The organism is Streptomyces sp. NPDC029674 (assembly GCF_044903205.1).
Classification (GTDB): domain Bacteria; phylum Actinomycetota; class Actinomycetes; order Streptomycetales; family Streptomycetaceae; genus Streptomyces.
On sequence record NZ_JBJDPY010000018.1, the window covers coordinates 59,975 to 77,274 of the forward strand.

Below are 17,300 nucleotides of genomic sequence, written 5' to 3' on the forward strand. Positions count from 1 at the left end.
CTCAGCCGGCCGATTCCCCCGCATGCGGGCTCAGCGCACCCATGCTGACCAGCACCACCAGGACGATGCCGAGCAGGATCCGGTAGTAGACGAACGGCATGAAGCTCTTGGTGGTGATGAACTTCATGAACCAGGCGATGACCGCGTAGCCGACCACGAAGGCGATGATCGTGGCGAAGATCGTCGGGCCCCAGGAGACGTGGCCCTCGCCCGCGTCCTTGAGTTCGAAGGCGCCGGAGGCGAGGACGGCGGGGATGGCGAGGAGGAAGGAGTAGCGGGCCGCCGCCTCGCGGGTGTAGCCCATGAGGAGGCCGCCGCTGATGGTGGCGCCCGAGCGTGAGACGCCGGGGATCAGGGCCATCGCCTGGCAGACGCCGAAGATGAGGCCGTCCTTGACGCCGAGTTCCTTGAGGCTCTTGCGTTCCCGTACGGCACGGTGCTTGCCGCCCGTCTCGTCGCGGGCCGCCAGGCGGTCGGCGATGCCGAGGACGATGCCCATCACGATCAGCGTGGTGGCGATCAGGCGCAGATCCCGGAACGGGCCCTCGATCTGGTCCTTGAAGGTCACGCCGAGGACGCCGATCGGGATCGAGCCGACGATGACCAGCCAGCCCATCTGCGCGTCGTGGTCCGAGCGCGGCACCTTGCCGAGGAGCGAGCCGAACCACGCCGACAGGATCCGCGCGATGTCCTTGCGGAAGTAGATCAGCACGGCGGTCTCGGTGCCGATCTGTGTGATCGCCGTGAACGCGGCTCCGGGATCGTGCCAGCCGGCGAACGCCGCCGTCAGCCGCAGGTGCGCGCTGGAGGAGATCGGGAGGAACTCGGTCAGTCCCTGGACGAGTCCGAGGATGAAGGATTCAAGCCAAGACATGAGAACTGCGCCGTCCAAGTACTGATCATCAGGCCGCGGATGCGGTCGTAGCGGTCATAGAGGGGCGTAGCGGGGGTGGGAGGTAGGAGAAGGGGACGTGTGGGGTGAGGGGTGATCACGTCCCTTCGGGGGGCAGCGTAGCGGTCCTGGGTTACGGGACGGTGGGAGGGCCGACCGGGGACTGCGCCACCGGGCCCGCCGTCGTCCAGCCCGGGGCCTGCGGATGGGCGGTGAGGTCGTCGTGGCGGACCGGGTCGCCGCACGTCGAGCAGGTCACCACCGGCACGAGTTCGTGGCCGCAGGCGTGTTCGAGGACCATCGGGCGATCGTTCTCCCCGCGCAGGTGGCGGTCGCCCCAGGCCATCAGGGTCATCAGGACGGGCTCCAGTTCGAGGCCGGCGGGGGTCGGGCGGTAGAGGAAGCGCTGCGGGCGTTCGCTGTAGGTCACCTTCTCCAGGACGCCTGCTTCCACCAGGCGGCGCAGACGTGTCGCGAGGACGTCGCGGGGTGCGCCGATGTTGCGTACCAGCTGGTCGAAGCGTTCGTTGCCGAGGCACACCTCGCGGAGCACGAGCAGGGAGTGCTTCTCGCCGACGAGGGCGAGGGCATCGGCGATGGAGCAGGGGCGCGGATCCTTCATGCGGGCAGTGTAGGGCGCCGAGAGTGGAGGGTTTGTTTTTCCAACTCGCTTGGCTATGGTGAGTTTGGATTTCCTACTCACTGGTAGTCCGCCGTAGTCGCCGCCCGGCAGTTCACTGGTAGTCGAAAGAGGACCGGACCATGCGTGACGCCGTCATCGTCGAAGCCATCCGCACCCCGGTCGGCAAGGGCAAGCCCCAGGGCGCCCTCGCCGCCGTCCACCCCGTCGAGCTCCTCGCCCACACCCTGCGCACCCTCGTCGAACGCACCGGAATCGACCCGTCCCTGGTCGACGACGTGATCGGCGGCACCGTCGACCAGGTCGCCGAGCAGGCCATGAACACGACCCGCTACGCCGTCCTGTCCGCCGGTTTCCCCGAGTCCGTGCCCGCGACCACCGTCGACCGGCAGTGCGGCTCCTCCCAGCAGGCCGTGCACTTCGCGGCGCAGGGCGTCATGTCGGGCGCGTACGACATGGTCATCGCCTGCGGTGTGGAGTCGATGAGCCGCGTGCCCATGTGGTCGAACGTGCCCGAAGGCGCCGACCCGTTCGGGCCCGGCGTCGCCGAGCGTTACCCCGAAGGCCTGGTCCCGCAGGGCATCAGCGCCGAACTCATCGCCGCCAAGTGGTCCATCGGGCGCGAGCGCATGGACGAGTTCGCGACGACCTCCCACCAGCGGGCCGCGCGCGCCTGGGACAGCGGCCTCTTCGACGCCGAGACCGCGCCGATCGCGGGCCTCACGCGCGACGAGTCCGTACGTCCCGCCACCACCCCCGAGATCCTCGCCGGCCTCAAGCCCGCCTACTACGACCCGCACTTCGGCGAGCGCTTCCCGCAGATCGACTGGTCCGTCACAGCGGGCAACGCCAGCCCCGTCAACGACGGCGCGTCCGCCGTCCTCATCACCACCGGGGAGAACGCCGCCCGGCTCGGCCTGCGCCCGCTCGCCAGGCTGCACAGCTTCGCCGTCACCGGCTCCGACCCGCTCCTCATGCTCACCGGCGTCCTGCCCGCCACCGAGAAGGTGCTGCGCAGGGCCTCGCTGACCCTGGACGACATCGACCTCTTCGAAGTCAACGAGGCCTTCGCGAGCGTCGTCCTCGCCTGGCTGCAGGAGACCGGCGCCGACCCGGAGAAGGTCAACGTGCACGGCGGCGCCATCGCCATCGGCCACCCGCTCGGCGCCAGCGGCACCCGGCTGATGACCACGCTCGTCCACGCGATGCGCGTACGCGGCGCGCGGTACGCCCTGCAGACGATGTGCGAGGCGGGCGGCCTCGCCAACGCGACCATCCTGGAAGCCCTGTAATGCAACGACAGAGGTGAGGGACGGCCCCGGCGGGCTCAGCGGTCGCGGAAGTGGTGGCGCTTGAACCACGCCACCGTCGCGCCGCCCAGTCCCGTCACCGCGATGAACCCCATCGCGATCAGGAAGACGGGCGACGTCGGCGTCGACGCGCGGGCGCCCGCGATGACGTACGCCGCCGTGTTGGGGATCGACCCGAGGCCCGTGGCGATCAGGAACGGCAGCCAGCCCATGCGGGACACCGCCGCGCAGTAGTTGGCCGCGGCGAACGGCACGCCGGGGAACAGCCGCACGGCCAGCATCGACCGGAACCCGTGCCGGCTGAGCTGGCCGTCGGCCGCCTTCAGCCAGCGGCCGCGCAGCAGCGGGCGCAGCGCGTCCTGGCCCAGCATCCGGCCGAGCCCGAAGGCGATCCCGGCACCGAAGACCGTGCCGGCGATCGCCGCGCCGAGCCCCGCCTGCGAGCCGAAGAGCGCGCCCGCCGCCAGATTGAGCAGCGGACGCGGCACGAACGCGGCGGTGCACGCCCCGTACGCCACGGCGAACAGGGCCACCGCCGTGGCGCCGCCCAATTGCGCGGGCCACCCGTCGGAGAGGAGCCGCTGCGGCTCGAAGAGGAGCACGCACGTGGCCGCCGCGGCCAGCAGCGCCACCAGCAAGGACAGCCGCGACCACGGCGAGAGCAGCACTCTGGCGCAGCGCACGGCGAGGCCCTGCGGGCGGGCGGTGACGGTCTCGGACATCCCGGAAGCGTAACCGGCGCATGTGTCTGATCGCCGTATGGTGCGTCTCATGAGCGTCACAGTCCCGAGAACGGCTCCGAACAGTGACCTGGCCGACACGGTCGTCGAACGGCTCTTCACGACCTACCGGGCGGCGGCCGATCCGGTGCGGGCCGCGCAGATGAGGGCGTACATGAAGGACGTCGCCCCCTTCCTCGGACTGACCTCTCCGGTGCGCCGCGAACTGTCCCGCGCCGTCCTCGCCGGCACCCCGCGCCCCGACGAGACCGACTGCGCGGCGATCGCGCTGCGCTGCTGGGAACTGCCCGAACGCGAGTACGCCTACTTCGCCGTCGACTACCTGCGCCGCCACGTGAAGCGCTGCTCCTCGGGTTTCCTGCCCGTCGTCCGGCACCTCGTCACGACGCACTCCTGGTGGGACACGGTCGACCTGCTCGCCGCGCACGTCGTCGGCGGCCTGGTCGCGGCCGACCCTGAGCTGCGGACCGCCATGGACGAGTGGATCGAGGACGAGGACCTGTGGGTGGCCCGTACCGCCCTCCTCCACCAGCTCCGGTACAAGTCGGCCACGGACGCGGAGCGCCTCTTCGCCTACTGCGTGCGCCAGTCCGGGCACCCGGATTTCTTTCTCCGCAAGGCGATCGGTTGGTGTCTGCGGGAGTACGCCAAGACCGATCCGGACGCCGTCCGCGCCTTCGTGGAGCGGGAGCGGGGGAGGCTCGCGCCGCTGTCGGTGCGTGAGGCCCTGAAGAACCTCTGAAGCGGTCGCCGTTCGCGCGAAAACCATTCGACGTGCGCGGCTCCTTCGGTGAGGATCAGGCACATGTTCCGGTACGCCTTTTTCGCAGCCACGCCCGCAGTCGCGGGCGCTGCGAAGGCTGCCGTCCCCACGCCTGCCGTTCCCATGCCGGCCATCCCCACGCCTGTCGCCTTCGACGGCGCCCGAAGCTGACCCTCCCCGGATACTCCGGCGGACCCCGCAGGGGGAGGGTCGGTTCGGCCCCCGGGGTCCCCGTCCCGACCGCGCGCACGCCGCACGGCGCATGCCGCAGGTCCGGGGCAACAGCTTCGAGTTCCGGAGAAGGAACCACCATGTCCAAGACCGCCTACATCCGCACGAAGCCGCACCTCAACATCGGCACCATGGGCCACGTCGACCACGGCAAGACGACGCTGACCGCCGCCATCACCAAGGTCCTGAGCGAGCGCGGCACCGGCGGCGGCACCCAGTACGTCTCCTTCGACCGCATCGACCGCGCCCCGGAAGAGGCGCAGCGCGGCATCACCATCAACATCGCCCATGTCGAGTACGAGACCGACACCAGGCACTACGCGCACGTGGACATGCCGGGCCACGCGGACTACATCAAGAACATGGTCACCGGCGCGGCGCAGCTCGACGGGGCGATCCTCGTCGTGTCGGCGCTCGACGGGATCATGCCGCAGACCGCCGAGCACGTGCTGCTGGCCCGGCAGGTCGGCGTGGACCACATCGTCGTCGCCCTCAACAAGGCCGACGCGGGCGACGAGGAGCTCACCGACCTCGTCGAGCTGGAGGTCCGCGACCTGCTCACGGAGCACGGATACGGAGGGGACTCCGTGCCCGTCGTAAGGGTCTCGGGACTCGGGGCGCTGCGGGGCGACCCGCGGTGGACGTCCTCGATCGAGGCGCTGCTCGACGCGGTGGACACGTACGTGCCGACGCCCGAGCGCTATCTCGACGCGCCGTTCCTGCTGTCCGTCGAGAACGTGCTCACCATCACCGGGCGCGGCACCGTCGTCACCGGCGCCGTGGAGCGCGGCACCGTCCGCCCGGGGGACCGCGTCGAGGTCCTCGGCGCGGACACGGAGACGGTCGTCACCGGCCTGGAGACCTTCGGCAAACCGATGCAGGAGGCGCAGGCAGGGGACAACGTGGCGCTGTTGCTGCGCGGGCTGCCACGTGACGCCGTACGACGCGGCCATGTCGTCGCGGCGCCCGGCAGCGTCGTCCCCCGGCGCCGGTTCACCGCGCAGGTGTACGTCCTGTCGGCGCGCGAGGGCGGTCGTACGACGCCGATCGCCTCCGGGTACCGACCGCAGTTCTACATCCGCACCGCGGACGTGGTCGGCGACGTCGACCTCGGCGCCGCCGCCGTGGCCCGCCCCGGCGACACGGTCACGATGACGGTCGAACTCGGCCGCGACGTACCGCTGGAGACGGGCCTCGGCTTCGCGATCCGCGAGGGCGGCCGCACGGTCGGGGCGGGCACCGTCACCGGGGTCGTGTGACGCCGTCGCCCCGTTCCGCCCGCCTCGGGGGCACCGGCCCCCGGGGCGGGCGGGCACAATGGACGACGTGGACGCGCACGAGCACGAGTTCGAGGACGAGCCCGAGGACGAGGGCGAGAACGAGGCGGTTCCGGTGATCCGCGACGTCGATCACGGGACCGCCAAGCTCATGCCCGACATCGACCGGCCCCGGGCCTGGCTGCTCACGGTCGACGGGGCGCCCCAGTCGTACGTCGACCTGGACGAGCCCACGCACCTGGAGTTCGAGTACGCGCGCCGGCTCGCCCACCTCCTGGACACCGCGGCCGAGCCGGGCACCCCCCTCGACGTCATCCACCTCGGCGGCGGCGCCCTTACCCTGCCCCGCTATCTCGCCGCCACCCGCCCCGGCTCCCGGCAGCAAGTGGTCGAGGCGGACCGGGGACTGCTCCGACTGGTCGCCGAGAGGCTGCCGTTGGGGGAGGCGGCCGGGGTCGGCGTGCACGGCGCGGACGCCAGGGAGTGGCTCGACGCAGCGCCGGACGACAGCGCCGACGTCGTCGTCGCCGACGTCTTCGGCGGCTCGCGCGTGCCCGCGCACCTCACCACGGTCGCGTACGCGCGGACCGCGGACCGGGTGCTGCGGCCGGGCGGCCACTACGCCGCGAACCTCGCCGACGGCGCGCCCTTCGCCTTCCTCCGCTCCCAACTCGCCACGTTCGCCGAGGTGTTCCCGGAGCTCGCGCTGATCGCGGAGCCGTCCGTGCTGCGCGGGCGCCGCTTCGGGAACGCGGTGCTGATCGCCGCGCACGAGCCCATCGACGTCGCCGCGCTGGCCCGCCGCACCGCGTCCGACGTCTTCCCCGCCAGGGTCGAGCACGGCGCCGCACTGCGCCGCCTCATCGGCGACGCACGCCCGGTGCACGACGAGAACGCGCTCCCCTCACCCGAGCCGCCCGACGGAGCCTTCTCCGTGGGGTGAGGGCTCGCTGCCCCACGCGGGGGTCAGGTTGCGTACGTCGGGGCCGAACAGGACGGCCGCCGTGACCACGACCACCAGTGCGGCGCAGCCCCACAGTGACGCGGAACGGCCGAACGCGGACTCCGCGGGGCGCGCGAACGCCGCCGCGACCAACGCCCCGTGGCTTCCGAGGTTCGTCGCGATCGCGGCGGCGGGTTCGTCACCCCGGGACTGTATGTGCGGCGTGCGGCCTCAGGACTCGGGCGTCTCCTCGCTCAGCCGCACCGTGCCGAGGATCTTCTTCACGAGGTCGTCGGAGACCTCCTCCTTGACGCCCTTGGCGCCGTAGAGGGTCCAGGCGACGAATTCCCCCGCGCCGTTCTTGAAGGCGAACGTGGTGGCCTTGCCCTCGGAGTCGCACTTGGCCGACGTGGCGGCGCCGGACGTCGTCGACGTGGCGACGCTGCCCTTGATCCCGGCCTTGGTGGTGAAGTCCTCGATCTTGCCGATCTTGATCTTCTTCTTGTCGGCCTTCGTCTGCTCGGTGTAGCCGCCGAAGACCCACCAGGCCGAGTCGTTGCGCGCGACGTCCTGGGTGTTCTTCGCGCCGTTCTGGCCCTTCGTGCCGACCGCGGCGAGCGACGTGTCGTCGGGCTCGCCGTCCTTGTCGTCGTCGGACGTGCACCACTTGTCCTTGAGGATCGCGGGCGCCGACATGCCGATGATGGTCTTCGCGCCCTGGTCCTTGCGGTCGTCGAAGGCGATGAAGGTGTCCGGCGTCTTGACCTCCCAGTCGGGCGGCACGTCGAACGCGGTGCCCCACTTCGGGTTCACGACGACCTGCCAGCCGTCGATCATCGGCTTGTTGTCGTCACCCTCGCCGCGCGCGTTCCCGTCGTCGCTCGCCGTCGGGCTCGGCTCCTTCGACACGGACTTCGAGGGCTTCGCCGGGCCCGCCTCGTCGTTCTTGTCGTCGTCACCGCCGAAGACCAGGAAACCGGTGACGCCGGCCGCGACCACCACGGCGAGCGAGGCGACGATGGCGGTGATCTTCGTCTTGTTGCCGCCACCGCCCTGACCGCCGGCCGGCTGCGGCGCCACGGGCGGCGGCGTCGGGGCCGCCCACTGCGACTGCTCGGGCTGCGAGTATCCGCCCGCGTACGGTTGCTGGCCGCCGCCCATCGGCTGCTGGTAGCCGCCCGCGGGCTGCTGCTGGTATCCCGGCTGCTGATACGGGTTCGGCGCCTGGTACCCCGGCTGCTGATACGGGTTCTGATTCGGATCCTGCGGGTTCTGCTCGCCCCCGGGCGGCTGGTTTTCTGGCCACATGGCCAGTAACCATAGAGGTGCGGGGGGCGCGGTGCCATGCGCGCCCCCTCGGAGCCCCTGTCATGACTCCGTCGGTTCCCCATGGGTGCGCACCGTGCTGAGGATCTTCATCACGGTCTTCTCCGGTATCTCGTCCTTCACGCCCGTGGCTCCGTAGAGGCTCCAGGCGACGTAGTCACCCGCCGAGTTCTTGAAGCCGAAGGTGATCGCCTTGCCGTCCGTGGCGCACTTGCCCTTCTGGGGCGTGTCCGTGGACTTGGCGCGGGCGATGCTGCCCTTGATGCCGGACTTCGTGGTGTACGGCTGCGCCTTCTCGTCGGAGGTGAAGCTCTTCTTGTCCGGCTGGGTGTATCCGGCGTACACCCACCAGCCGACCTGGTTGACCGCGACCTCGTCGGTGTTCTTCGCGCCCTTGGCGCCCTTGGTGCCCACGGCGGCGAGTTCGTGGTCCTCGGTCCTGCCGTCCTTGTCGTCGTCGGTGACGCACCACTCGGGCGTGAGGTAGGCGGGCGCCGACATCGTCATCAGCGGCTTGCCGGTCTTGACGTCCTCGAAGGCGATCGCCGAGCCGGGATTCTGCACCTCCCACTCCGGCGGCACGTCGAAGGCGGTGCCCCAGCGCGGATTCACCACGACGTGCCAGCCCTTGATGGTCGGCTCGAGGCCGTTGTCCGTGCCGCGCTCGCTGTCGTCGCCGTCGTTGTCCACGGAAGGGCTCGGCTTCTTGGAGCCCGCCTGCGCGGGGGAATCGGCCTCGGAGTCCTTGCCGTCCCCGCCGCCGAGCACCAGGAAGCCGGTCAGGCCGGCGGCGACGACCACGGCGGCCGCCGCCACGATCGAGAGGATCTTGACCTTGTTGCGCCCGCCCCGGCCGCCGCCGTCACCGCTGCCCATGCCGCCGCCGATGCCGCCGGCCGCGGGCTGCTGGTAGGGGTTCGGCGCCTGGTATCCGGGCTGTTGGTACGGGTTCGGCTGGTGGTATCCCGGCTGCTGGTACGGGTTCGGTTGCTGGTTCTGCGGGTTCTGCTCGCCTCCGGGCGGCTGCTGTCCTGGCCACATGGCCGGACACGATACGGGGGGCCGCCCAGCAAGATCACATCGCCCTTCAGTCCTCGGGGACGTCGTACTCGCGTACCGTCGAGAGGATCTTCCGCACGGTCGCGTCCGGCAGTTCGCCCTCGACGCCCTTGGCGCCATGGAAGGACCAGGAGACGAACGCGCCCTCGGTGTCCTTGAAGGCGAAGACGGTCGCCTTACCGTCCGAATCGCACTTGTCCTGCTTCTCGACACCGGCCGAAACCGCGCTCGCCAGGCTGCCCTTGATGCCCGACTTGGTGGTGTACGTCTTGACCGGTCCTGTGGTGACCTTCTTCCGGTCCGGCTGCGCGTACGCGCCGTAGACCCAGTTGCCCGCGTCGTGCCGCGCGATCTCCTCGGTGCTCCGGGCGCCGCGGTTTCCCCGGGTGCCCGCGGACGCCAGCGACGTGTAGTCCTTCGTGCCGTCCCTGTCGTCGTCGCTCGCGCACCACTTCTCCTTGAAGTGGGCGGGTGCGGCGTACGCGGCGAGGAACTCCGCGGAATCGTCCTCGGCGTCCTCCTCCGCCACGACTCCGCCGGCCCAGTCCCGCGATTCCAGGGACCACTCGGCAGGCACGTCGAACGCGATGCCGCGCTTGGGGTTCACCACGACCTTCCAGCCGGGCACGGTCGGCTCCGGCATGCCGTCGCCGGTACGGGGGTTGGCGTCCCCGGAGCCGGTCGGGCCCGGTGCGGCGGAGGACCGGGTGGGGCCGGGCTTCGCGGTGTCGTCCTTGCCACCGCCGAGGACAAGGGCGCCGGCGACGCCCGCGGCGACCACGACGGCGCCGGCCGCGACGAGGGCGATCACCTTGGTCCGGTTGCTGCCGTTGCTGCCGTTGCTGTCGCTCGGCGGCTCGGGTGCCGCGCCCCGCGGGCCGCCGGGCACGGTCGGGGCGTTCCACGGAGCGCGCTGCCCGTACGGGTTGGGCTGCTGGTATCCCGGCTGCCGGTACGGGTTCCGCTCCGGGTCCTGCCCCTGGCTCTGCCCCTGGTTCCGCTCGCCCCCGGGCGGCTGCTGTCCTGGCCACATGGGCGTCCACGATAGGTGACGGTGATCTACGCGGGGACAGGTCCTGGTCAAGAATCGCTACTCGTGGGTAACATCGCGTGCCATGAGCGCAGAACAGATGTCGATCGGCGAGATGCTCGCCGCCACGGTTCCGATGGCCCGGACCCTGAACCTCGAATTCCGGGAGACCGCGCCGGACAAGGCCGTGGTGGCCCTGCCCGACCAGAGCGACTACCACAACCACGTCGGCGGCCCGCACGCCGGCGCCATGTTCACACTGGGCGAGTCCGCGAGCGGGGCGATCGTCCTCGCCGCGTTCGGCGCGGAGCTCTCGCGGGCCGTGCCGCTCGCGGTCAGCGCCGAGATCGCGTACAAGAAGCTGGCCATGGGCCCCGTGACGGCCACGGCCACGCTCGGCCGTCCGGCCGCCGACGTGATCGCCGAGCTCGACGCGGGGGAGCGTCCGGAGTTCCCGGTCGCCATCGAGATCCGGCGCGAGGACGGGGCGGTGACCGGTGAGATGACGGTGGTGTGGACGCTGCGGCCCAACAGCTGACGTTCACCGCCCGTGCGGGCCCGCCTCTGAGGGCCCGCGCTTTCTGTTCATCTTATTGACACGAGTCATCGACAGTCATAGGTTTCCCGCCGCCACGCGTGGTGTCTAACGGTGTGTCAAGTCCCTGTTGTCCCATAGTGCGTTCAAAGGGCGAACGAGTTCGCCCCCAGAAGGCACACAAGGCACAGAAGGAAGTGACGGCTCATGTCCGACTCCGTGTCCCGGCGGTCGATCCTCGGACTGGTCGGCGGTGCGGTCACCATGGCCGCCGCGGGCACCGCGGGTGTGGCGGTGCCCGCGCACGCCGCCGCCCGCGTCGAGTCCCTCGTCGGCAGACTCACCCTCGACGAGAAGATCTCCCTGCTGCACGGCGCGAAGGACCCGGAGGGCCTCGGCCAGGCGGGCTACGTGCCCGGCGTCCCGCGCCTCGGGATCCCGCCGCTGCGGCTCGCCGACGGCCCCGCCGGCGTCCGCGTCGCGGCCCGCGCCACCGCCCTGCCCGCACCCGTCCTGCTCGCCTCCGCCTTCGACCCCGCACTCGCCCGCCGCTACGGCCGGGTCATCGGCCGCGAGGGACGCGCCCTCCGGCAGGACGTCCTGCTCTCGCCGATGGTCAACCTCATCCGCACCCCGTACGCGGGCCGCAACTTCGAGACCTTCGGTGAGGAACCGCTGCTCGCCGCCGACATGGTGGCCGAGGAGATCGCGGGCATCCAGGGCGAGGGTCTCATCGCCACCGTCAAGCACTTCGCCCTGAACAACCAGGAGAAGGACCGCGAGTCCGTCGACGTGCGCGCCGACGAGCGGACCATGCACGAGACGGAGCTGCGGGGGTTCGAGGCGGCGGCCGCCGCGGGCGCCGGTGCCTTCATGGGCGCGTACAACAAGGTCAACGGCACCTTCGCCTGCGAGAACAAGGTGCTGCTGAGCGACACCCTGCGCGAGCGGTGGGGGTTCGAGGGGTGGGTGATGACCGACTGGTTCGCGCAGCACAGCACCGTCGCCGCCCTCGCCGCCGGGCTCGACATGGAGATGCCCGACGGCTCCCACTTCGGGGCCGCGCTGAAGCGGGCCGTCAGGAAGGGCAGCGTCCCGGAGGCGCGGATCGACCGCTCCGTGCGCAGGATTCTCGGTGTCATGGAGCGGTTCGGGCTGCTCGACGCGCGGGTGCCGCCGCGGCCGGTACGCGACCCCGCGGCCGGAGCGGCGGTCGCCCTCGACGTCGCCAAGGCGGGCGCCACCCTCCTGCGGAACGTGCGCGGGATGCTGCCGCTGGCGGGCCGCGCCGCCCGCGACATCGCCGTCATCGGGCCCACCGGCCGCCACCCCTTCGTCAGCGGCGGCGGCAGCGCACACGTCATCCCCGACCGCGCGGAGAGCCCGCTCGACGCCATCACCGCCCGCGCCGGACGCGGCGCCGACGTCACGTACGCGCTGGGCGAGGACCTGTACGGCAAGGCGATCCCGCGCCGGGCGCTCACCCCCGGCTTCGACCCGGAGGGGCAGCGGGTCGCCGCCGGGAAGACGTGGACGTACGACGGGAAGCTGACGCCCGACGAGTCCGACGAGTGGACGCTCGTCATCCACTACTCGGGCGAGCGGCCCGGGGTGGAGCTGGACGGCGAGGAGCTCTACCCGAAGCAGCCCGGCGTCGCCGAGTACTTCTCCGGCGGTCTCGTCTCCACCGCGCCCGACGGGCTGAACGTCCGCCGCGCGACGCTGCGACTCGCCCGCGCCGCGCACCGGCTGCGGATCACCGCGAAGGGCGGCGACCAGGGGCAGACGTTCCGGCTGCGGCGCGTCACCGGTGCCACCCGCGCGGCCGATGTCGCCGAAGCGGTGCGGGCGGCGCGTGGTGCGCACGGCGTCGTCCTCTTCGCGTACGAGGACGCCACCGAGGGCCAGGATCGCACGACCATCGCGCTGCCCGGCCACCAGGAGGCGCTGATCGAGGCCGTGACCGCCGTCAATCCGCGCACCACCGTGGTCCTGAACACCTCGTCGGCCACCTCCATGCCGTGGCTGCGGCGGACCGCCGCCGTGCTGCAGATGTACTACCCCGGCCAGGAGGGCGCGGCTGCCACCGCCGCCGTCCTCTTCGGCGACTGCGACCCCGGCGGCCGGCTCACCCAGACCTTCCCGGTGGACGACGACCACCATCCGATGGCCGGGAACCCGCGCCGCTATCCGGGCGCCGACGGCGTCGAGGAGTACTCGGAAGGCGTCCTCGTCGGCTACCGCTGGTACGACGCCGAAGGGGTGCGGCCGCTCTTCCCCTTCGGGCACGGACTCTCGTACACCACCTTCGACTACCGGGACCTGGCGGTCCGTGGCACCGGCCGCGGGGTGGACGTGAGCTTCACCGTGCGCAACACCGGCAGCCGTGACGGCGTCACCGTCGCGCAGGTGTACGTCGGCCCTTCCGCCGACCTCGGGCTGACCCAGGCCGAGCGGGTGCTCGGCGGCTACCGGCGGGTCGAGCTGCGCGCGGGCGAGTGGCGGCGCGTCACCGTCCGCGTCGACCGGCGGACCCTCTCCGCCTGGGACACCCAACGCCACGGCTGGGTGCTCGGCACCGGCCGAAGGACCATCCAAGTAGGCACATCAGCACGTGACTTGATCCTCTCCGCGAGCACCGTCGTCTAGCCGCGACCACCGTCACCCAAGGAGCCGGTTCATGAGGAAGAGATTCATGATGCAGAGGTTCGTGAGGACAACGAGAAGGGGGCGGGGCGCACGCGGCCGGATACGCCGCGCCGCGTCGCTCGCCGTCGCCCTGGCGGCCGGCGCCGCGGTCTCGCTGGTGCCGCTCCCGGCCCAGGCGTCGGGCGGCCCGGCCGCCACAGATGGCACGCTGGTCCGCACCACCGCCGGCTGGGTACGGGGCGAGTCCACCGCCGAGGGGAGACAGTTCCTCGGCATCCCCTACGCACAGCAGCCCGTCGGCGCTCTCCGCTGGAAGGAGCCGCGCCCCGCGAAGGCCTGGGACGGGGTGCGCCGGGCGACCGCGTTCGGCAACCGGTGCGTGCAGAGCGCGAGCTGGGACCCCGGCTACGAGAACCCCAGCCACACCGAGGACTGCCTCGACCTCAACGTCTACGCGCCCAAGGGGCACAGGAGCGACCGGGACCGCCCCGTCATGGTGTGGCTGCACGGCGGCGGGCTGACCGCGGGCGCGGGCGAGGACGTCGTGCCCGACACGTTCGCGCGCCGGACCGGCGCCGTCGTCGTGACCGTCAATTACCGCCTGGGCGCCATGGGGTTCCTCGCCGGCGCGGGCCTCGACGACGAGGCGTCCGACGGCGTGTCCGGCAACTACGGACTGCTCGACCAGCAGGCCGCGCTGCGCTGGGTGCGCGCCAACATCGGCCGCTTCGGCGGCGACCCGCACCGCGTCACCATCGCCGGCGAGTCCGCGGGCGGCCGCTCCGTCTGCACCCAGCTCGCCTCGCCCACCGCGCGCGGCTTGTACCGCGCGGGCATCGTGGAGAGCGGTGCGTACGGCGACTGCGCGGCGCGCGAGCGCGAGCGGGCGGCCAGGGACGGCGCCGCGTTCGCGAAGAAGGCGGGCTGCCCCGACACGGGGACCGCCCTCGCCTGTCTGCGCGGCAAGTCAGCGAAGGACATCCTCGCCGCGCAGGCCGGCTTCGACTGGGGCCCGGTCGTCGGCGGCGCGTTCCTGCCGGTACAGCCCGAGGAGGCGTACGAGAAGGGAACCGCGGCCCGCGTGCCCGTGCTGAACGGCGCCAACAGCGACGAAGGCACCCTCTTCGCCTTCGCCCAGTTCGACGGCCAGGGCAGGCCGCTCACCGCCGAGCAGTACCCCGGGGCGCTCACCGCCGCGTACGGGCCGGAGCTCGGCGGCCGCGTCCTGAAGACGTATCCGCTCACGGAGTACGCCTCGCCGACGCACGCGTACGCCGCGGCCGTCGGCGACCGGATGTTCGCCTGCACGGCACTGCGCATGAACACGGCGCTCGCGAACCGCGGACCCGTGTACGCCTACGAGTTCGCGGACCGCACCTCGCCGCCCTTCGCGTCGCTGCGCGACCTGGACACCGACTTCGACTTCGGGGCCACGCACGTCAACGAGGTCCAGTACCTCTTCAAGCACTTCGGCCTGGCCTCGCCGCTCGACGCGGAACAGCGGGCGCTGGCACGCCGGATGGTCCAGTACTGGGGCTCCTTCATCCGTACCGGTGTGCCGCGCGCCGACGGCGGGCCCGCCGCCCCCGACCAGCGCACCCGGCCGGGGCAGGTGCTCTCCCTGCGCACCGCGTCGGCGGGCGGCACCACGATCAGCACGACGGTGCACGCCGAGCACCGGTGCGGCCTCTGGGACACCGTTCCGGCGCAGTGATCCCCTCCGGGTAGGCTGCCCGGCGTGCGCGGCCGAGAGGCGCGCACGCCGGGCACGACACATGAACCACGGAAGGATCCGGCGTTGCACGTCCAGGAATGGCTGGAGCACGTCCCAGCCGTCAGCATCTACGCGCTGGTGGGCCTTGTCATCGGACTGGAGAGCCTGGGCATCCCGCTGCCCGGTGAGATCGTCCTGGTCTCCGCGGCGCTCCTCTCCTCCCAGCACGGCGACATCAACCCGGTGATCCTCGGGGCGTGCGCCACCGCGGGCGCCATCATCGGCGACTCCATCGGGTACGCCATCGGCCGCAAGGGCGGCCGCCCGCTCCTCGCCTGGCTCGAACGGAAATTCCCCAAGCACTTCGGCGCCGCGAACGTGGCGACCGCCGAGCGGTCCTTCCAGAAGTGGGGCATGTGGGCGGTCTTCTTCGGCCGCTTCATCGCCCTGCTGCGCATCTTCGCCGGACCGCTCGCGGGCGTCCTGCGCATGCCGTACTGGAAGTTCCTGATCGCCAACGTCCTCGGCGGCATCGTCTGGGCGGGCGGCACCACCGCCGTCATCTACTACATCGGCGTGGTCGCCGAGGACTGGCTGAAGCGGTTCTCGTACGTGGGACTCGGCATCGCCGTGCTGATCGGCGTCGGCTCGATGCTGTTCGTCAAGCAACGGGCGAAGAAGGCGGCGGCGGAGGCGGAGGCGGAGGCGGCGCAGACCGCCGAAGCCCCCGCGGCCGAGCCGCGGCCCGTCCCGGTCGCCGACTGACTCAGTCTGCGGCGTGCGCGTCGCGGTGGGCCCTGGCCAGTTCGACGTACATTGTGCCGTTGAGCGAGATGCCCTCGCGCTCCTCGTCGGTGAGCGGCCTGCGCACCTTGGCGGGCACGCCCGCGACGAGTGAGCCCGGGGGCACTCGCATGCCCTGCGGCACCAGGGCCTGCGCGGCGACCAGGGAACCGGCGCCGATCACGGCGCCGTTGAGGACGGTGGCGCCCATCCCGATCAGGCAGTCGTCCTCGACGGTGCAGCCGTGCAGGACGGCGTTGTGGCCGACCGAGACGCGCTCGCCGATCGTGATGGGGAAGCCGGGGTCGACGTGGAGGCTGCAGTTGTCCTGGATGTTGCTGTCGGTCCCCACGACGATGGGACCGCAGTCGGCCCGCAGCACCGCCCCGTACCAGGTGCTCGCCCCGGCGTGCAGCGTCACCTCGCCGAGCACGACGGACGTCGGCGCGGTGAAGGCGTCCTGGTCGATCTTCGGGTCCTTGCCGCCGATGCCGGTGATGAGTGCCTCGTGGCCCATCGACTCGCTCCCTCTTCCGTATGCCCGTGTGGACGTCTGTGCCGTGTCGCGCCTGACGGCACCGTACGGGACGGGGTGCCGGGACCCCCGCGTGGGGTGAAGATCACAGGCCATGGGCCTGCGGGCCCCCCTGGCACTGAGTAACGTGAGCGCGTGCCGAAGAACAGGAACACGTTCTCATCCCTCGCCGCAGCGCCGCGCCGGCTCGCGCAGCGCGCCGTCCACGCGGGCTGGGACTGGGTGCAGCGCACGGGCGCGGTGACGGCCGCGCACCCCGGGCGGCTGCGGTTCCGCGCGATCGGCGAGGGCACGAAGCTCGCCTTCCCGCAGGGCACCGTCTTCGGGGAGCCGTGGATCACGATCGGCGACCACTGCATCGTGGGCCAGCACGTCACGCTCACCGCGGGGATGATGCCGGACCTCGACCTCGGACCCGACCCGATCCTCCGCATCGGCAACGGCGTCGTGCTCGGCCGCGGCAGCCACGTCATCGCGGACACGACGGTGTCGATCGGCGACGACTGCTACTTCGGCCCCTACGTGTACGTGACGTCCACCAACCACTCCTACGACGACCCGCACACCCCCATAGGCAAGCAGTGGCCCCGCATGGACCCGGTCGAGATCGGTCCCGGCTGCTGGATCGGCACGGGCGCGGTGATCCTGCCGGGGGCGCGGATCGGCCGCAATGTGGTGGTGGCCGCGGGCGCGGTCGTCCGGGGCGAGGTGCCGGACCGCGCGGTGGTGGCGGGGGCGCCCGCGCGGGTCGTACGGACCTGGGACGCGGAGCAGGGGTGGCAGCCGCCGTTGCGCACGCCCGCGCCGGTGCCGATCCCCGACGGGGTCACGCCGGAACAGCTGATCGCCCTGGGCGAATTGGGCGAAGGGTGA

16 protein-coding genes and 1 pseudogene are annotated in these 17,300 nt (G+C 71.7%); 9 read left to right on the forward strand and 8 right to left on the reverse strand.

Annotation, left to right across the window (positions count from 1 at the left end):
* Position 1: 1 nt before the first annotated feature.
* Positions 2 to 874 (reverse strand): undecaprenyl-diphosphate phosphatase, encoded by an 873-nt coding sequence (locus ACI2L3_RS33005; RefSeq protein ID WP_404756080.1) that lies wholly within the window; start codon positions 872 to 874, stop codon positions 2 to 4.
* Between the two features lie 151 nt (positions 875 to 1,025).
* Complete coding sequence (locus ACI2L3_RS33010; protein WP_404756081.1) at positions 1,026 to 1,514, reverse strand: winged helix-turn-helix transcriptional regulator; 489 nt, start codon at positions 1,512 to 1,514, stop codon at positions 1,026 to 1,028.
* A 140-nt stretch (positions 1,515 to 1,654) separates the two neighbouring features.
* Between ACI2L3_RS33010 and ACI2L3_RS33015 the strand changes: the two genes are divergently transcribed.
* Positions 1,655 to 2,824, forward strand: a complete 1,170-nt coding sequence (locus ACI2L3_RS33015; protein ID WP_404756082.1) for a thiolase family protein — start codon at positions 1,655 to 1,657, stop codon at positions 2,822 to 2,824.
* Positions 2,825 to 2,859: 35 nt separating this feature from the next.
* Here ACI2L3_RS33015 and ACI2L3_RS33020 read toward each other — a convergent pair whose 3' ends face one another.
* Positions 2,860 to 3,564 carry a TVP38/TMEM64 family protein gene (locus tag ACI2L3_RS33020; protein ID WP_404756083.1) on the reverse strand — a complete coding sequence of 235 codons (705 nt, stop codon included), beginning with the start codon at positions 3,562 to 3,564 and terminating at the stop codon, positions 2,860 to 2,862.
* A gap of 49 nt (positions 3,565 to 3,613) precedes the next feature.
* Here ACI2L3_RS33020 and ACI2L3_RS33025 point away from each other — a divergent pair, with 49 nt between their 5' ends.
* From ACI2L3_RS33025 to ACI2L3_RS33035, 3 genes are all read left to right on the forward strand, one after another.
* Positions 3,614 to 4,324 carry a DNA alkylation repair protein gene (locus tag ACI2L3_RS33025; protein WP_404756084.1) on the forward strand — a complete coding sequence of 237 codons (711 nt, stop codon included), beginning with the start codon at positions 3,614 to 3,616 and terminating at the stop codon, positions 4,322 to 4,324.
* Between the two features lie 332 nt (positions 4,325 to 4,656).
* A complete protein-coding gene (tuf, locus tag ACI2L3_RS33030; protein WP_404756085.1) occupies positions 4,657 to 5,835 on the forward strand; it encodes an elongation factor Tu in 1,179 nt (392 codons plus the stop codon).
* Between the two features lie 169 nt (positions 5,836 to 6,004).
* A complete protein-coding gene (locus ACI2L3_RS33035) occupies positions 6,005 to 6,796 on the forward strand; it encodes a spermidine synthase (RefSeq protein WP_404756145.1) in 792 nt (263 codons plus the stop codon).
* Here the strand turns inward: ACI2L3_RS33035 and ACI2L3_RS33040 are convergent.
* The 4 genes and pseudogenes from ACI2L3_RS33040 to ACI2L3_RS33055 form a co-directional block, all read right to left on the reverse strand.
* Positions 6,758 to 6,946: pseudogene (locus ACI2L3_RS33040) on the reverse strand (MFS transporter); the annotation flags it as partial. The gene ACI2L3_RS33035 and the pseudogene ACI2L3_RS33040 sit on opposite strands and share 39 nt — an antisense overlap.
* A gap of 81 nt (positions 6,947 to 7,027) precedes the next feature.
* Positions 7,028 to 8,104 carry a hypothetical protein gene (locus ACI2L3_RS33045; protein WP_404756086.1) on the reverse strand — a complete coding sequence of 359 codons (1,077 nt, stop codon included), beginning with the start codon at positions 8,102 to 8,104 and terminating at the stop codon, positions 7,028 to 7,030.
* 60 nt (positions 8,105 to 8,164) lie between these two features.
* A complete protein-coding gene (locus ACI2L3_RS33050; RefSeq protein ID WP_404756087.1) occupies positions 8,165 to 9,163 on the reverse strand; it encodes a hypothetical protein in 999 nt (332 codons plus the stop codon).
* A gap of 46 nt (positions 9,164 to 9,209) precedes the next feature.
* Positions 9,210 to 10,214, reverse strand: a complete 1,005-nt coding sequence (locus tag ACI2L3_RS33055; RefSeq protein WP_404756088.1) for a hypothetical protein — start codon at positions 10,212 to 10,214, stop codon at positions 9,210 to 9,212.
* Positions 10,215 to 10,296: 82 nt separating this feature from the next.
* Between ACI2L3_RS33055 and ACI2L3_RS33060 the strand changes: the two genes are divergently transcribed.
* The 4 genes from ACI2L3_RS33060 to ACI2L3_RS33075 all read left to right on the forward strand — a co-directional run bounded on the left by ACI2L3_RS33060 (position 10,297) and on the right by ACI2L3_RS33075 (position 15,874).
* Positions 10,297 to 10,749: a DUF4442 domain-containing protein gene (locus ACI2L3_RS33060; RefSeq protein ID WP_404756089.1), complete on the forward strand. Its 453-nt coding sequence runs from the start codon at positions 10,297 to 10,299 to the stop codon at positions 10,747 to 10,749.
* A gap of 204 nt (positions 10,750 to 10,953) precedes the next feature.
* Entirely contained in the window at positions 10,954 to 13,395 is a 2,442-nt protein-coding gene (locus ACI2L3_RS33065) for a beta-glucosidase (RefSeq protein WP_404756090.1), read from the forward strand.
* Between the two features lie 31 nt (positions 13,396 to 13,426).
* Positions 13,427 to 15,109 (forward strand): carboxylesterase/lipase family protein, encoded by a 1,683-nt coding sequence (locus ACI2L3_RS33070; RefSeq protein WP_404756091.1) that lies wholly within the window; start codon positions 13,427 to 13,429, stop codon positions 15,107 to 15,109.
* A gap of 84 nt (positions 15,110 to 15,193) precedes the next feature.
* On the forward strand, positions 15,194 to 15,874 hold the full coding sequence (locus ACI2L3_RS33075) for a DedA family protein (RefSeq protein ID WP_404756092.1): 681 nt from the start codon (positions 15,194 to 15,196) through the stop codon (positions 15,872 to 15,874).
* A gap of 1 nt (position 15,875) precedes the next feature.
* Here ACI2L3_RS33075 and ACI2L3_RS33080 read toward each other — a convergent pair whose 3' ends face one another.
* Positions 15,876 to 16,409, reverse strand: coding sequence for a gamma carbonic anhydrase family protein (locus ACI2L3_RS33080; protein WP_404756093.1), 534 nt, complete (start codon positions 16,407 to 16,409; stop codon positions 15,876 to 15,878).
* Positions 16,410 to 16,562: 153 nt separating this feature from the next.
* Between ACI2L3_RS33080 and ACI2L3_RS33085 the strand changes: the two genes are divergently transcribed.
* Positions 16,563 to 17,300 carry an acyltransferase gene (locus ACI2L3_RS33085; protein ID WP_404756094.1) on the forward strand — a complete coding sequence of 246 codons (738 nt, stop codon included), beginning with the start codon at positions 16,563 to 16,565 and terminating at the stop codon, positions 17,298 to 17,300.

Coding starts and splice junctions, on each gene's coding strand:
- ACI2L3_RS33060 (WP_404756089.1), top strand. CDS start 10,297: ATGAGCGCAGAACAGATGTCGATCGGCGAGATGCTCGCCGCCACGGTT.
- ACI2L3_RS33025 (WP_404756084.1), top strand. CDS start 3,614: ATGAGCGTCACAGTCCCGAGAACGGCTCCGAACAGTGACCTGGCCGAC.
- ACI2L3_RS33050 (WP_404756087.1), bottom strand. CDS start 9,163: ATGTGGCCAGGACAGCAGCCGCCCGGAGGCGAGCAGAACCCGCAGAAC.
- ACI2L3_RS33020 (WP_404756083.1), bottom strand. CDS start 3,564: ATGTCCGAGACCGTCACCGCCCGCCCGCAGGGCCTCGCCGTGCGCTGC.
- ACI2L3_RS33045 (WP_404756086.1), bottom strand. CDS start 8,104: ATGTGGCCAGAAAACCAGCCGCCCGGGGGCGAGCAGAACCCGCAGGAT.
- ACI2L3_RS33005 (WP_404756080.1), bottom strand. CDS start 874: ATGTCTTGGCTTGAATCCTTCATCCTCGGACTCGTCCAGGGACTGACC.
- ACI2L3_RS33070 (WP_404756091.1), top strand. CDS start 13,427: ATGAGGAAGAGATTCATGATGCAGAGGTTCGTGAGGACAACGAGAAGG.
- ACI2L3_RS33055 (WP_404756088.1), bottom strand. CDS start 10,214: ATGTGGCCAGGACAGCAGCCGCCCGGGGGCGAGCGGAACCAGGGGCAG.
- ACI2L3_RS33015 (WP_404756082.1), top strand. CDS start 1,655: ATGCGTGACGCCGTCATCGTCGAAGCCATCCGCACCCCGGTCGGCAAG.
- tuf (WP_404756085.1), top strand. CDS start 4,657: ATGTCCAAGACCGCCTACATCCGCACGAAGCCGCACCTCAACATCGGC.
- ACI2L3_RS33065 (WP_404756090.1), top strand. CDS start 10,954: ATGTCCGACTCCGTGTCCCGGCGGTCGATCCTCGGACTGGTCGGCGGT.
- ACI2L3_RS33010 (WP_404756081.1), bottom strand. CDS start 1,514: ATGAAGGATCCGCGCCCCTGCTCCATCGCCGATGCCCTCGCCCTCGTC.
- ACI2L3_RS33080 (WP_404756093.1), bottom strand. CDS start 16,409: ATGGGCCACGAGGCACTCATCACCGGCATCGGCGGCAAGGACCCGAAG.
- ACI2L3_RS33035 (WP_404756145.1), top strand. CDS start 6,005: ATGCCCGACATCGACCGGCCCCGGGCCTGGCTGCTCACGGTCGACGGG.